Source organism: Segeticoccus sp. (genome assembly GCF_035708005.1).
Genome location: NZ_DASSTI010000074.1, coordinates 105,277 through 119,760, shown reverse-complemented (window position 1 = coordinate 119,760; position 14,484 = coordinate 105,277). Strand labels below are relative to the sequence as shown.

General features: G+C 72.4%; 14 protein-coding genes. 7 read left to right on the top strand and 7 right to left on the bottom strand.

Features of this window, described 5'->3' with window-relative positions:
- Window positions 1-1,207: sensor histidine kinase (locus VFL99_RS08615; RefSeq protein ID WP_325105933.1), on the top strand; the 1,207-nt coding region annotated here is incomplete at its 5' end.
- Complete coding sequence (locus VFL99_RS08610) at window positions 1,204-1,884, top strand: response regulator (protein WP_325105932.1); 681 nt, start codon at window positions 1,204-1,206, stop codon at window positions 1,882-1,884. The genes VFL99_RS08615 and VFL99_RS08610, both read left to right, overlap by 4 nt.
- Window positions 1,885-1,888: 4 nt before the next feature.
- Here the strand turns inward: VFL99_RS08610 and VFL99_RS08605 are convergent, their stop codons facing one another.
- On the bottom strand, window positions 1,889-2,614 hold the full coding sequence (locus VFL99_RS08605) for a Type 1 glutamine amidotransferase-like domain-containing protein (protein WP_325105931.1): 726 nt from the start codon (window positions 2,612-2,614) through the stop codon (window positions 1,889-1,891).
- A gap of 87 nt (window positions 2,615-2,701) precedes the next feature.
- Here VFL99_RS08605 and VFL99_RS08600 point away from each other — a divergent pair, with 87 nt between their 5' ends.
- Window positions 2,702-4,279 (top strand): serine/threonine protein kinase, encoded by a 1,578-nt coding sequence (locus VFL99_RS08600; RefSeq protein ID WP_325105930.1) that lies wholly within the window; start codon window positions 2,702-2,704, stop codon window positions 4,277-4,279.
- Between the two features lie 18 nt (window positions 4,280-4,297).
- Here the strand turns inward: VFL99_RS08600 and sucB are convergent, their stop codons facing one another.
- On the bottom strand, window positions 4,298-6,187 hold the full coding sequence (gene sucB, locus VFL99_RS08595; RefSeq protein ID WP_325105929.1) for a 2-oxoglutarate dehydrogenase, E2 component, dihydrolipoamide succinyltransferase: 1,890 nt from the start codon (window positions 6,185-6,187) through the stop codon (window positions 4,298-4,300).
- Between the two features lie 47 nt (window positions 6,188-6,234).
- A complete protein-coding gene (gene lpdA, locus VFL99_RS08590) occupies window positions 6,235-7,614 on the bottom strand; it encodes a dihydrolipoyl dehydrogenase (RefSeq protein WP_325105928.1) in 1,380 nt (459 codons plus the stop codon).
- Window positions 7,615-7,848: 234 nt separating this feature from the next.
- Between lpdA and VFL99_RS08585 the strand changes: the two genes are divergently transcribed.
- Together VFL99_RS08585 and VFL99_RS08580 are read left to right on the top strand one after the other, a co-directional pair.
- Complete coding sequence (locus VFL99_RS08585; protein ID WP_325105927.1) at window positions 7,849-8,214, top strand: hypothetical protein; 366 nt, start codon at window positions 7,849-7,851, stop codon at window positions 8,212-8,214.
- Window positions 8,215-8,293: 79 nt separating this feature from the next.
- Window positions 8,294-8,479 (top strand): DUF5302 domain-containing protein, encoded by a 186-nt coding sequence (locus tag VFL99_RS08580; protein WP_325105926.1) that lies wholly within the window; start codon window positions 8,294-8,296, stop codon window positions 8,477-8,479.
- Between the two features lie 134 nt (window positions 8,480-8,613).
- Here VFL99_RS08580 and VFL99_RS08575 read toward each other — a convergent pair whose 3' ends face one another.
- Entirely contained in the window at window positions 8,614-10,188 is a 1,575-nt protein-coding gene (locus VFL99_RS08575; protein ID WP_325105925.1) for a leucyl aminopeptidase, read from the bottom strand.
- Between the two features lie 110 nt (window positions 10,189-10,298).
- On the opposite strand from VFL99_RS08575, the gene gcvT reads away from it, so the two are divergent.
- Window positions 10,299-11,402: a glycine cleavage system aminomethyltransferase GcvT gene (gene gcvT / locus VFL99_RS08570; protein WP_325105924.1), complete on the top strand. Its 1,104-nt coding sequence runs from the start codon at window positions 10,299-10,301 to the stop codon at window positions 11,400-11,402.
- Between the two features lie 80 nt (window positions 11,403-11,482).
- Here gcvT and VFL99_RS08565 read toward each other — a convergent pair whose 3' ends face one another.
- The 3 genes from VFL99_RS08565 to VFL99_RS08555 all read right to left on the bottom strand — a co-directional run bounded on the left by VFL99_RS08565 (window position 11,483) and on the right by VFL99_RS08555 (window position 13,473).
- Window positions 11,483-12,424 (bottom strand): hypothetical protein, encoded by a 942-nt coding sequence (locus VFL99_RS08565; RefSeq protein WP_325105923.1) that lies wholly within the window; start codon window positions 12,422-12,424, stop codon window positions 11,483-11,485.
- 90 nt (window positions 12,425-12,514) lie between these two features.
- Complete coding sequence (locus VFL99_RS08560) at window positions 12,515-12,808, bottom strand: hypothetical protein (RefSeq protein ID WP_325105922.1); 294 nt, start codon at window positions 12,806-12,808, stop codon at window positions 12,515-12,517.
- Entirely contained in the window at window positions 12,805-13,473 is a 669-nt protein-coding gene (locus VFL99_RS08555) for an RNA polymerase sigma factor (protein ID WP_325105921.1), read from the bottom strand. The genes VFL99_RS08560 and VFL99_RS08555 overlap by 4 nt, the downstream gene beginning before the upstream one ends.
- A gap of 229 nt (window positions 13,474-13,702) precedes the next feature.
- On the opposite strand from VFL99_RS08555, the gene VFL99_RS08550 reads away from it, so the two are divergent.
- Window positions 13,703-14,434: a hypothetical protein gene (locus VFL99_RS08550; RefSeq protein WP_325105920.1), complete on the top strand. Its 732-nt coding sequence runs from the start codon at window positions 13,703-13,705 to the stop codon at window positions 14,432-14,434.
- Window positions 14,435-14,484: the final 50 nt, after the last annotated feature.

Below are 14,484 nucleotides of genomic sequence, written 5' to 3'. Positions count from 1 at the left end.
GTCGGCCCGCGCCAAGATCCCGCTCCGCGACGCGCACGGGAGGATCATCGGCGCGGTCTCCGTCGGCATCGCGTACGACAGCGTCCACCGGCGGCTCCTCGCGGCCCTTCCCGACCTCCTGTGCTACGCGGGGGCGGCGCTCGCCGTCGGCATCGTGGCGGCCGTCGGCCTCTCCCGCCGGCTGCGCCGCCGCACGCACGGCGTCGCCTTCGCCGACATCTCCGCGCTGCTCGCGGAACGCGAGGCGATGCTGCACGGCATCCGCGAGGGCGTCATCGCCTTCGACGCCGACGGGCTCATCAGCGTGGTCAACGACGAGGCACAGCGGCTGCTCGGGCTGCACATGGGCGTCGTCGGCCGTTCCCTGGACGAGGTGTTGCCGCACGGCCGGCTGCGTGCCGTCCTGGCCGGGGAGGAGGCGGCCCCGGACGCCACCGTCCTCACCGACGACTTCTGCCTCGTCATCAACCGGATGCCCGTGACCATCGCGGGACGACCGCACGGTGCCGTCGTCACGCTGCGGGACCGGACCGAGGCCGCTGGACTGCTCCGCGAGCTCGACGGCGAGCGCAGCCTGACCGAGTCGCTGCGCGCCCAACAGCATGAGTTCGCCAACCGGATGCAGGCCGTGGCGGGACTGTTGGAGCTCGGGCTCACCGACGAGGCGCTGTGCTACATCCTCGAGGTCCGCGGCACGGCGGCGGAGTTCGACAACACGCTGCGGACCCGCGTCGCCGCGCCGCAGGTCGTCGGGCTGCTGCTGGGCAAGGCCGCCGAGGCCAGCGAGCGCGGGATCGAGCTCACGATCGCCCCGGAGACCTGGCTGAGCGACGCCCCGGACAAGGCGCAGGCCCTGACGAGCATCATCGGCAACCTGATCGACAATGCCTTCGACGCGCTGTCCGATACTGCACCGCCGCGAAGCGTCGTCCTCGGGATCCTCGAGGAGGACGACTTCGTGACGGTCACGGTGGCGGACAACGGACCCGGCGTGCCGCCCGGAGCCGCCGAGCTGATCTTCCGGGACGGGTTCACGACCAAGGAACGGCCCACGGCCACGCGCGGGGGCCTGGGGCTCGCCCTGGTGCACCGACTCGTCATACGGCTGCACGGGTCGGTGACGGTCTCGGAGGGGCCGGGCGCAGAGTTCACGGTGCGGCTGCCACGGCATCCGGCGCCCGTCGGAGCCGAGGTGGGGCAGCCGTGACCGAGCCTGCCCCCATCCGCGTCCTCGTCGTCGATGACGACTACCGCGTCGCGGCTGTCCAGTCGGCGCTCGTCGCCCGCGTGGCCGGTTACACCGTGGTGGGGACGGCCCACACCGCGGCGGAGGCGTTGACGCTGACGCGGCAGTTGCGCCTCGACCTGGTGCTCATGGACATCTACCTCCCCGACGGAAGTGGTCTGGACGTGGTCCGTTCCCTTCGTCTGGAGCCGGAGCCACCCGACGTCATCGTGATCTCCGCGGCCCGAGAGCTCGCCTCCGTGCGGACCGCCATGCAGCTGGGCGCGGTGCACTACCTGGTCAAACCCTTCGGGTTCAAGGCCCTGGCGGAACGGCTCACGAGCTACCGGCGATTGCGCCAGAGCATGGCCGAGCTGCCCACCGAGGCCGAGCAGGCCGATGTCGACCGGCTGTACGCCACGCTCCGGCAACCGGCCCCGCCCGAGCGGAGGAACTCGACCCCCACGCTCGAGCTCGTCCTCAGCACGGTGCGCAAGCGGGCCTCCGACATGTCGGCCGCGGAGGTGGCCGAGGTGATCGGCATCAGCCGGGCGACCGCGCAGCGCTACCTGAACCACCTGGAAGAAGACGGCCAGGTGAAGCGTCAGCTCCGGTACGGCTCCGCCGGCCGACCGGAACACCGCTACCGCCCGCTGTGACGCGTCACAGGCGGCGGGTGGGCACCGGCTCCTCGTGGGCCCGGTCCCCGTCCCGGGTCACCAGGTACGCCCGCTTGCCGTCCTGTTCGGTGACCGCCTCGACCATCTCGGTGCCGCGGAACACCAACCCGACGCCGTCCTCGGTGCACCACGTGTCGGGCAGCGTGCCGTCGGCGACGAGTCGGTGCACCAGGGGCCGGCGCCGCTCCTCGTTGTCGTAGTGCACGCCGTTGCCGTAGGGCAGCAGCCCGAGGCCGTTGGTCACCGGTTGCAGCTCCGGACCGAAGGAGTCGGTGGTGCCGCCGGTGAACCAGCAGATTGACCCGGCGGACACTCCGGCCAGGACGACGCCGGCCTGCCAGAGCCGCCGGAAGATCTCGTCCAGGCCGTGCACCCGCCACACGGCCAGCAGGTTGGCGACGGACCCGCCGTTCACCCACACGACGTCCTGGCCCATGAGGTGAGCCTCGAGGTCCTCGACGTTGGGCATGGGGAACAGGGTCAGGTTGGTCAGGTCGAAGCCGGCCTGCCGGCCCGCCTCGGTCATTGCGTCGCCCCACCACCGCTGGTCCCCACCGGCGGTGCCCAGATGGCAGACCCGGGGCCGCCGGCCGGCGGCGCCGGACAACGCGACGGCGTGGTGCACGAGGTCGTTGAAGGCCACCTGCAGTCGCGGGTGCTGGCGGTAGCCACCGGAGGTGGCCAAGATCGTCGGGGTATCGGTCGGCATGCCCGGAGACTAGAGGGTACGGCGCACCAGAGCCGGCCTGTGGATGACGGACGACGTCGGCGCGCCGAACCTGACATCGTCGAGCGGGTGGACAGCCCAGCACACGGTATGCCGACCCCGCAGCTTCCCGGCTACGTCACCGGCCGCTGCCTCGGCCGGGGCGGGTCGGGCCAGGTGTGGGAGGCCGTGGCGGGCGATGGACACCGCGTCGCGGTGAAGGTGGTCGACCCGGTGCACGGGCTCGAGGCCGCCCTGCGGGAGGCGGCGCTGCTCGAGCGGGTCGCCCACGAGCACGTGGTCCGCCTGCTCGAGACCCGCCACCTTGAGGATGGCCGCCTCGCCCTGGTCACCGACCTGGCCGAGGGTGGCACCCTCGCGGCCGTGATCTCCGGACGGGGTCACCTCACGCCGGGCGAGGTCGTCACCGTCCTCTCGCCGCTGGCGCGGACGCTGGGCGACCTGCACGCGCGCGGGGTCGTGCACGGTGACGTGTCCGCCGGGAACGTGCTTTTCGAGGCCGACGGCAAGCCGCTGCTCGGCGACCTCGGGGTGTCGCGGATCGCGGGGGACGCGCGCCCCGAGGTGTGGGGCACCGGCGGCTTCACGGCGCCGGAGGTGTTGGACGGGCAGCGGCCGCAGCCGGCGGCCGACGTCTACGGCCTGGGCGCCGTGGCGTGGTGCTGCCTGACCGGTTCGCCGCCCGAGCCGGCTCCGCTGCGCCGGCCGCTCGGGGAGCTGGCGCCCTGCCTCCCGCCGCGGCTGGCCGCGGCCGTGAACGCCTGCTTGAGCAGCCGGGCGGCGGACCGGCCGTCCGCCGGGGAGGCGGCGCGTGAACTGTTCGAGGCCGCTGCTGCCGAGCCGGTTACGCTGGCGGTCGGCGCCGACCCCGCGGCGGGACTGACCCACCGCCTCCGGCGGCGAGCGGCGGAAGAGTCCCCGCGCTGCTCCCGGGTCCGGTCGCCGTGGTGGCGGACCCGTCCGGCGCAGCTGGCGGCGGCGGTCGTGGCCGTGGCCGTGGTCTGTGGCGGGCTCGGGGCCGGTGCCCGGGTCGCCTACGACCGCCTGCACCCGGGAGCGGGTCAGGGCCGGGCCGCCCACGCCGAGGTGCCGTCGGTGCGAGCGCCGCAGCGTTCGCGAGCCTCGCACGCCGCACCGGCGCGGTCCTCGTCCGCCCGGTCGACCCCGCCGGCGTCGGAGCCGTCGCGTGGGGACGGGTCGGCCCGTCCGACGCGGTCACCCACACCGGCGGCAGCGGGTCTGCGTTCGCAGGAGGCGGTGCGCCGGTCACCCGTGCAGGTGCTCCAGCAGCTCGTCGACGCGCGTGCCCGGGCCTGGCGAGGCGGCTCCGTCCCGCTGTTGAGCCGGGCGGTGGCGGCCGGGTCCGTCGCGTTCTCGAGGGACCGCACGGACCTGCAGCAGGCGGCGCGGATGCGGGTGCGCTACGAGGGCCTGCACTTCACGGTGCGCTCGGCTCGGGTGCTGGGCGGTGACGGCGCGCGCGAGGTGAGAGTGCGGTCGCGGGTGGAGCGCTCGGCCTACCGGCTGGTGGGCGAGGACGGCACGGGACGTGCGACGGCCCGAGCCGACGAGGCGGTGGTGTTCCGCCTGCGCTGGCTCGGGCCGGGGCAGGGATGGCGGCTGGTCGATTGGCAGCCGGCCGCCTGAGGGTCGGTCCCCTCGCGGTCAGACCTCGAACTGGCCGTCCTCGAGGCGCTGCTTCACCGTGTTGAGGAAGCGAGCCGCGTCGGCGCCGTCGACGATCCGGTGGTCATAGGACAGCGCGAGGTAGGCCATCGACCGGATGGCCAAGGTCTCGCCGCCGTCGGGGTCGGTGACCACGACCGGGCGCTTGACGACCGCACCGGTCCCGAGGATGCCGACCTGCGGCTGGTTGATGATCGGGGTGTCGAACAGCGCACCACGGCTACCGGTGTTGGTGAGCGTGAACGTCCCTCCACCGAGCTCGTCGGGGGACACCTTGTTGGTGCGCGTCCGCTCGGCGAGGTCGGCGATCTTCTTGGCCAGCCCGGCGATGTTCAGCTCGCCAGCGTCCTTGATGACCGGGACCAGCAGGCCGCGGTCGGTGTCCACGGCCATGCCGAGGTTCTCCTGGGCGTGGTAGACGATGTTGTCGCCCTCGACACTGGCGTTGACATTCGGGTGCTCCTTGAGCGCCTCGACGGTCGCCAGGGCGAAGAACGGCAGGAAGCTGAGCTTCACGCCCTCCCGGGCCTCGAACTCCCGCTTCGTGCGGTCCCGCAGCCGGGCGATCTTGGTGACGTCGACCTCGACCACCGTCGTCAACTGGGCCGACACCTGCAGCGACTCGACCATCCGCTGGGCGATCACCTTGCGCAGCCGGCTCATCTTCTCGGTGGTGCCGCGCTTGGCCGCGATGGCGGCCACCGCCTCCGCCGAACGGCCCCCGCCAGCGGCAGGCTGAGCCTGCTGCTGCGCGGAGGGCGCCGGTTCGGCCGGCTGCTGACGCGCCTGCGCCGCGTCGAGGATGTCCTTCTTGCGGATGCGGCCACCGACCCCGGTGCCCGTGATGGAGGCCAGGTCGATGTCGTTCTCCGCGGCGAGCTTGCGCACCAGCGGGGTGACGTAGCCGGTCGGCTCCCGGCCGCCGTCGCCCTCCGCCTTCGGCTGCGGCTGCGGCTGCTGGGGCTGGGGAGCCGCCTGCTGCGACTGCTGAGCCTGGCTCGGCTGCGGCGCGGCCTGCGTGGGGGAGGCGGCCTGCTGGGACTGCTGTTCGGCCTGCTCCTGCTGCTGTGCCTCCTGGGCCAGCCCGGCCTTCTGGCCGTCACCTGCCTGGCCACCGGCCTGCTCGCCGCCACCGGCCTCCTGGCCGTCACCAGCCTGGCGACCGGCCTGCTCGCCGCCACCGGCCTGGCCACCGCCGGACCCGCCGACGATCGCGAGGTCGGCGCCCACCTCGACCGTCTCGTCCTCTCCCACGAGGATCTTGGTCAGCGTGCCCGCGACCGGGGAGGGGATCTCGGTGTCGACCTTGTCAGTGGAGACCTCGAGCAGGGGCTCGTCGACCTCGACCTGGTCGCCCTCGCTCTTGAGCCAGCGGGTGACCGTGCCTTCGGTGACCGACTCGCCGAGGGCCGGCATGGTCACCTTCTCGCCACCGCCGTCTCCACCGGACCCGCCGGAGCCGGCCGACGGCTGGCCACCGCCCTGGGCGGGCTGGGCCTGTGCCTGCTGGGCCTGCGCCTGGCCGGAGGACGACTCGTCCTGGGCGGCCGGCTGGGACTGCTCCTCCTGCGCCGGCTCGGCGGCCTGCTGCTGACCGGAGCCCTGGGACTGGTCGCCCTCTCCGGAGGGCGCGCCCTCCCCGATCACCGCAAGGTCGGCCCCGACCTCGACGGTCTCGTCCTCCTGGACCAGTACCTCCTGCAACGTGCCGGCGACCGGGGACGGGATCTCGGTGTCGACCTTGTCGGTCGACACCTCGAGCAGGGGCTCGTCGACCTCGACCTGGTCGCCGACGCTCTTGAGCCAGCGGGTCACGGTGCCTTCGGTGACCGACTCACCGAGAGCCGGCATGGTCACGCGTTCAGACATGGTGTGGAGGTCTCCTCGCTTTGCAGGGTGGGGACGGGATGGGATGGCTAGGAGTGGGCGTGCAGGGGTTTGCCGGCGAGGGCGAGATGGGCCTCACCCAGCGCCTCGTTCTGGGTCGGGTGGGCGTGGACCAAGGGCGCCACGTCGTCGGGCAGGGCCTCCCAGCCGACGATGACCTGGGCCTCGCCGACCTGCTCGCCCATGCGGGCGCCGATCATGTGCACCCCGACGACCGGGCCGTCCTTGACCCGGACCACCTTGACGAACCCCTGGGTCTGCAGGATCTGGGAGCGGCCGTTGCCGCCGAGGTTGTACTCATAGGTCTCGACCTCGCCGTGCGCCTCCTTGGCCTGGGCCTCGGTGAGCCCCACGCTGGCGATCTCGGGATCGCAGTACGTGACGCGGGGGATGCCGCTCTCCTTGATGACCGCCGGGCTGAGCCCGGCGATCTCCTCGGCCACGAAGATGCCCTGGGCGAACCCGCGGTGCGCGAGCTGCAGTCCGGGGACGATGTCGCCGACGGCGTAGACGCCCTCGACGTTGGTGCGCAGGTGGTCATCGGCGAGGACGAACCCCCGGTCCATCGCGATGCCCTGCTCCTCGTAGCCGAGACCCTCGGTCCGGGGGCCGCGACCGACGGCGACGAGCAGGAGGTCGGCCTCGAGGGTGTCCCCGGACTCCAGCGTCACGGTGACCACGTCACCGTCCTGGCTCGCCCCGGAGTAGGACACGCCCGTGCGGGCCCTGATGCCGCGCTTCTTGAAGGCGCGCTCGAGCTGCTTGGAGACGGCCTCGTCCTCGCCCGCCACCAGGCGCGGGAGCGCCTCGACGACGGTGACCTCGGCCCCGAAGGAGCGGAAGACCGACGCGAACTCCACCCCGATGACCCCGCCGCCGAGCACGACGACGCGTGGTGGCACGTCGGCGAGGAACAGCGCCTGGTCGCTCGTGACGACCCGCCCGCCCAGCTCGAGCCCCGGCAGCGTCTTGGCGTAGGAGCCGGTGGCCAGGACCACGTTGCGGCCGGTGAGGCGACGGTCCCCGACGGCAACCGTGTGCGGGGCGACCAGTCGGCCCTCGCCCTCGACGTAGGTGACCTTGCGCGACGTGACCAGCCCCTGCAGCCCCTTGTGCAGCCGGGCAACCACGCCGTCCTTGTACTTGTGCACTCCCGCCATGTCGACCGACTCGAACGTCGTCTTCACGCCGAACCGCTCGCCCTCCCGGGCACTGTCGGCGATCTCGGCGGCGTGCAGGAGCGCCTTCGTGGGGATGCAGCCCCTGTGCAGGCAGGTGCCGCCGAGCTTGTCCTTCTCGACGAGCGCCACGGACTGACCCAGCTCGGCCGCGCGCAGGGCGCAGGCGTAGCCCCCACTGCCGCCACCCAGAACGACGAGGTCGAACTGTTCCTCGGCTTGAGCCGACATCGCGGTTGCTCCTGCCTTCGTAGCCGTGTGTCGCGGACCGTTCCTGCCGCGGCAACCGGTGGCAGCATCGGTGCCGCGACGTCGTAGTGCATCTTGTCACTGATGCGACGCGCGGGCGCAAGCAGGTCACCGGCCATGTCGACCCCAGTCGCGCACCGGCATCGGGATGCTCGGCCCGCCGACACCGTGGCGGTGACAGCGATCGCCCAGTCGTGCTGGATAGAGTCCGAGGGCATGGGGTGGTTGAACCGGCTCCGCGGAGGGCGGAGCAGCTCGGGTGGGGCGGTGCGGCACCGCGTCGTGAACGGGGTGGACACGACGGCGGTGCGCGCCCACTGCGAGCGCTTCGTCGCGACCCGTAGGGGAGTGGAGGCGTATGTCGAGCCGGCCACCAACGTGACCGCGTCCACCATCGTGCTCATCGCCCACGACGGGGAGTGGACGCGGCGCGCGGTGCCCTCACGGCAGGCGGGTTTCCAGCTCGGCCAGCTGCTCGGCATACCGGTCTATGACGTGAACCAGACCGGCTACCCGGGCCGGATGCGGGAGTGGAACTCGCGGCAGCGACACCAGGACCGCACCGACGGGACGGCCGGCTGAGCCGGACCCACCACGAATATCGGTGGACCCCGGCCCCGGTCGGTGCGAGGGTGGTGCCGCACCGACGAAGGAGGCGCGCATGACATCCGGTGGCAGCAAGGGACCGTCCGACGAGACCAAGCGCAAGTTCCGCGAGGCGCTGGAGCGCAAGCAGGCCCATGCAGGCCGGGACGTGTCCGAGGAGGGGGAGCGCAGCAAGGTCCACAGCGCCCACCGCGCGGAGACCAGCGGGACGCAGCAGATGTTCCGCCGCAAGAGCGGCTGACGACGCCTCGCCCGAGACCGAAGGCGCGGACCCCGGGGATGGGGTCCGCGCCTTCCTCGTCTGGGCGGCCGGGCGCAGCGCTCGTCTCAGCGCTCGTCTCAGCGCTCGTCTCAGCGCTCGTCTCAGCGCTCGTCTCAGTGGCCGGCGCGCTCCTCGGCCAGCCGCACGAGGGTGCCCGTGCCGAAGCCGGTGCCCCCGCGGGGGGTGTAGCCGAAGGCGTCCTTCTCGTTGAACGCCGGCCCGGCGATGTCGAGGTGGGCCCACGGGGTGGCGCCCTCCTGACCGTCACCGTCCGGGATGAACTCGCGCAGGAACGCCGCGGCGACCATCATCCCGCCGACCGCGTCACCGGTGTGCTTGATGTCGGCGACGTGGGAGTCCATGCCGGCGCGGGTCTCCTCGGTGATCGGGATCTGCCAGAAGCTCTCGCCCGCGGCGTCGGCAGCCCGCTTGACGTCGGCCTCGAAGTCGTCGTCGTTGCCGATCAGGGCCGCGGTGCGGTTGCCGAGCGCACGGACCGCGGCGCCGGTCAGGGTGGCGATGTCCACGATGGCGTCCGGCCGGGTGTCCGCGGCGAGGGCGAGCCCGTCACCCATGACGAGGCGGCCCTCCGCGTCGGTGTTGATGATCTCGACCGTGCGCCCGTCGTGCATGGTCACCACGTCGCCGGGCCGCTGGGCGCTGGAGCCGGTCATGTTCTCGGCCAGGCACAGGTAGCCGGTGACGGCGATGGGCAGGCCCAGCTCGGCGATGGTGAGCACGGCCGCGGCGACCGCGGCGGCTCCTGCCATGTCGCACTTCATCGTCACCATGGACCCACCCGGCTTGAGGCACAGGCCGCCGGAGTCGAACGTGATGCCCTTGCCGATGTAGGCCAGCGTCGTCTTCGCCTTGGCCGGCTTGTAGGTCATCGTGACGATGCGCGGCGGTCGGGCCGAGCCCTGGCCGACACCGAGGATGCCGCCGCAGCCGGCCTTGGCGAGGGCCTTCTCGTCCATGACGTCGACCTTGACCTTGGTCCCGGCCGCGCGCTTGCGCACCGAGTCGGCGAAGGTCTCGGGGTAGAGCTGGTTCGGGGGCGTGTTGACCAGGTCGCGGGCGTAGTCAAGGTTCGCCGCCAGCACGTTGGTGCGGGTGACGGCCGCCTTGACCCGCTTGTCCTTGCCCAGCGGGGTCACGACCAGGACCGTTCCGGTGCGGCTCCGGTCGCCCTTCTCCTTCCCGGTCTGCTTGGCGTAGTCGTACGCCGCGAACGCCGCGCCCTCCGCGACCGCGCCCACCAGCTCGGCGTCCTCGACAGGGGCGGCGACGGCCACGCTCGCCTTGGCGCCAACGCGACGGATCGCCATACCGAAGCCGCGCCGCACGCTCTCCGGGGTGTATGCCGACAGCCCGGACCGGTGCGCCCGCTTGCCTGCCGCGGAGGTCGCCGTGGCCTTCTCGCCGACGACCTCACCGAGCCCGGCGAGCACCACGACCGGCGCGGTGACGCCGGGGACGGGGCCCAGGACGACCACCTCACCGGCCCGGCCCTTGACCCCCAGCGCCTCGATCATCGTCGCGACGTGGCCCGCGCTCTTGCGGCCCAGGTTCGGGCCGGCGAGCGCGGCGCCGTTGGCGGTGCTGACGGTGGCGAGGACCAGGGCGTCGGCCTTGACGTCGGCCGGCGACTGGTCGGTGAGCTTCACGGTGGTGGTCTGAGCGGGCACAGTGGGTCCTTTGCACGAGGGGTCGCTCGGGTCGAGTCGCCGCGGCCACGGTGGTGTGCGCGGTCGCGGCAGCCACGCCGAGGATAACGAGGACCGCTAGCCTTCACGTCATGACTGACCCGCAGTTGCTGACCTCACCGTTGCACGACCGGCACGTCGCCCTCGGCGCCAAGATGGCCGACTTCAGCGGCTGGGAGATGCCGATCGAGTATCCCGGGGGCGGGGTGGTGCGAGAGCACACCGCGGTGCGCGAGCGGGTCGGCCTGTTCGACGTCAGCCACCTCGGCAAGGCCCGCGTCAGCGGCCCCGGTGCCGCTGACTTCGTGAACCGGTGCCTGGCCAACGACCTGCGCAAGATCGAGCCGGGCAAGGCGCAGTACACCCTCTGCTGCACCGACACCGGGGGCGTCGTGGACGACCTGATCCAGTACCTCCGCTCCGACGACGACGTCTTCCTGATGCCCAACGCGGCCAACACCGCCGAGGTCGTTCAGATGCTGGCCGACGCGGCACCGGAGGGCATCACCGTCGAAAACCAGCACCAGGACTTCGGGATCATCGCCGTGCAGGGACCGAAGAGCACCGAGGTGCTGCAGGCGATGGGACTGCCGACCGACCACGGCTACATGAGCTTCGTCGACGCCGAGTGGCAGGGGAGCCCGTTCACGGTGTGCCGCACCGGCTACACGGGCGAGCACGGCTACGAGCTCGTCGTGCCGTGGGACAGCACCGGAGCCGTGTGGGACGCGCTGATGGAGGCGGCCGGGAAGTTCGACGGGCTGCCCTGCGGTCTCGGCTCCCGCGACACGCTGCGTACCGAGATGGGCTACGCCCTGCACGGACACGAGCTGAGCCGCGACATCACGCCGGTCGAGGCAAAGGTCAGCTGGGCCGTCGGCTGGAAGAAGGATGAGTTCTGGGGCCGGGACGCCCTCGTGGCGCAGCGGGCCGAGGGTGCGAAGCGCAAGTCGTGGGGGCTGCTCGTCACCGGGCGCGGGATCCCGCGGCCCGACTGCGAGGTCCGTCGCTCCGACGGGACGCGGACCGGCTTCGTCACCTCGGGCACGTTCTCACCCACGTTGAAGCAGGGGATCGCGTTGGCGCTGCTGGACGCCGACACCTCAGAAGGGGACGAGGTGGTGATCGACGTGCGCGGCCGCGACGTCGCAGCGACCGTGCAGAAGCCTCCGTTCGTGCAGACCCAGGTGCGCTGACTCCCGTTGCTGCGTGCAGGGTTTCACCCGCAGTATGCCGAGTGCCCGCCGCTCGGTAGGGGCGGTTGCTCGGTGCGCGGTCACTGCAGCTCCTCCAGACGCCGACGGGCGCGCTCCACGTCGGCCTCGGCGCGCTGGGCTGCGCGCGCTGCGCTGCCGTGGCGACGTTCGAGCTCGCGTGCGCTGTCCGTTGCGGTGCCGAGCTCGTCCTGCACCTGCTCGAGCTGCGCGCGCAGTGACTGCAGCTGCTCCTCCAGTTCGGCGCGGCGCTCGCGGGTCTGGTCCAGCTCGTGTCCCGCCTCGTCGCGCTCGGCCGTCGCGTGGGCGAAGGCCTGCTCTGCCTCGTCGAGTTCACGCTGGGCCCCGGCGACCTGGCGTCGGCGCTCCGCTTCAAGCCGTTCTGCCTCCCGGCGCTCCTCCTCGCGGCGCCGGCGCTCGGCGCGCTCCTGACGCCGGTCGTCGAGGGAGATCGGCTCCTCGACGCGTTCGGACGCCCCGGCCGCCGCCTCACCGAGCGGCGTGGTCAGCACCACCGACGCGGTGACGTCGACCTCGCCCCAGCCGGTGGCGGAGAGGGCATCGGTCAGCGTGCCGCTGCGGACCGCCTCGGCCGCGGATTCGCTGCTCATCGCGGCGTGCAGCGTCTCCTGGACCTGGTCGGCGACCGCCTGACTCACCTTCGCGCCGAGCTCGTGCGCGAGCCGGCGCCCTTGCGTCGTGACCGCGGCCGTGACCTTGCGTCGTTCCCGATCGAGCCGGCGCAGTTCCTCACCCTGCAGGTCGGCCTGCGCCTCGCGCAGCTGGGCGCCGAGGTCCAGCAGCTGGTCGATCTGCGCGGCCTGGCGCCGCACCAGCAGGTTGACCACCCACGCCGCGGTCGACGGCTTGGGCAGCTTCTGGACCCAGGCGGCGAGCTCACGGTCCCCGTCGGCCCGCAGCTCCTTCGCGCGGGCGTTCCGCGCGGCGGTGAACTCGCTGGGCGCAAGCCCGTACAGCTCGCTGGCCACGCCCTGCCGATCCACGCACCCTCCCGACGTCGTGCGCACCGCCGGTCGGCGCGCCCACCCTCCACAGTCTGTCCGATGGGAAACGCGCCCAGCCCGGGCCCGGCCTCAGGAGCTGCGCGCCGCCACCAGCCGTTCGAGGCGTCGCAGCGCCCCGGCGGGGTCGCGTCCGGTGTCGGCGGCGACCAGGGCGAGGAGTGCCATGGCCTCCTCGTGGCAGCCGGGGCAGCCCGCCAGGTGCGCGCGGAACGGGGCGGGCGGGAGACCCGTGCCATCCAGGAGGTCGTCGACGACGGCGTCCACCTGGTCGAAGCAGTCGTCGCACGACAGGAACGGCTCCGCGTCCTGGGTCAGACGCCGGGCGCCCTCGAGGTTGATGGTGTGCGGCCGCCGGGTCATCATGTCCCCTCCTCACCGAGGAATCCGGTCCGGGTCAGTTCGGCACGCAGCCGGACCCGGGCATCGTGCAACGTCTTGTACACCGCGTTGCGGTTGCTGCCGAGCCGCTCGGCCAGCACGTCGATCGGCACCTCGTGCACCAGCAGGGCCAGCGCGACCAGCCGCTGGTGGTCGGTGAGCACCCGCTGGATGGCTTCGGCGACCGCAGTCGTGAACGCCGCGCCCTCGACAATGCGGTCGGGCCCGGCGCTGGTCGCGACCGGTTCGGCGAGGAGGGCGAGGTCGACCTCCCGCCGGCGCCAGGTCATCCGGCGCACCTCGACGGCAGCGTGCAGGATGCCGAACTTGAACGCCCACGTGGTGAAACGACTGCGTCCCTCGAACGAGGACAGCCTCCTGAGCACCGCCACCGTCGCCTCGTCGGCCGCCGTCTGCACGATCTCCTCACGCTGGGTGGCACCCAGGTGGACCGCTGCCGGCATACGTCCGACCTGGTGGCGTGCGGCACGCTGCAGCAGCCGGTGCAGCACGCGGATCGCCTCGTCGCGATCCGGGCCGGGCAGGCTCAGCACGGCCACCCAGTCCTCGTCGGTCGCTCCCGCCCACTGCTCCGGGTCGATGGGGAAGCCGACCGGGATGGAGCGTTGGCGTGCAGGAACGGCGGTCATGCCCTCACCTCACTCCGGGCGGTCGGCCCTGGTCCCAAGGATGCGCGCGGCCAGCCATGGCGGGCAACCACGATCGACCACGCTGAGGCACAGCTGTTGGTGTCGCGACGGGGACAGTTCTTACCGACCCAGCATTCCCGACCGTTCTTCGCGGTCATCGCGGTCATCGCGGTAAGAGACGGCGGGCCCGGCGACACTCACGGGGCACGATCCGTCGAAAGGAACCCCGATGAACGTGCGACGACCTTCCACCCTGCGCGCTGGTACGGCTGCCGGCGCGGCCGGCCTCACCCTGGCCGTGGTCCTGTCCGGATGCGGTCTCGTGCAGGCCCAAGGCGAGGCCATCCCCGTCTCCGCCCAGCCCGCCCAGCTGCGGGCTACGCAGCCCTCGTCCTTCCGGACCGTCCACCGGAGCACGAGCGAGGAACGCCTGCGGACGCGCATGCGGCTGCTCTGGGAGCAGCACATGGAATGGACCTATGCGACGGTCGCGGCCTTCGCGGCCGACACGAGGGGACTGCCGCCGACGCTGGACCGCTTGCTCACCAACCAGGCTGACCTCGGCGCCGCCATCGAGCCCTACTACGGCCAGGCTGCCGCTGCGCGGCTCACCGCCCTGCTGACCACGCACATCAAGGACGCGGTTCCCGTGCTGGTCGCTGCCCGGGCCGGTGACGCTGCGGCGCTGCACACCGCCGTCGTCGCGTGGTACGCCAACGCCCGACAGATTGCCGACTTCCTCGCCGGGGCGAACCCGCATTGGCAGCGGGCGGAGATGCGCACGATGATGCGTCGCCACATCACCCAGACGATCACCTACGCCGGCGAACAGCTCACAGGCCACTACGCCCAGTCGATCGTCGACTACGACGCGGCCGAAGCCCACATGCTGCAGATGGCCGACATGCTCACGGCCGGCATCGTGGCCCAGTTCCCGGACCGCTTCGCCGGGACCTCGTAGGGCGACGCTGCCGAGACGGGAACACGGCGGCACCGGCGGTTTCGGTGTCG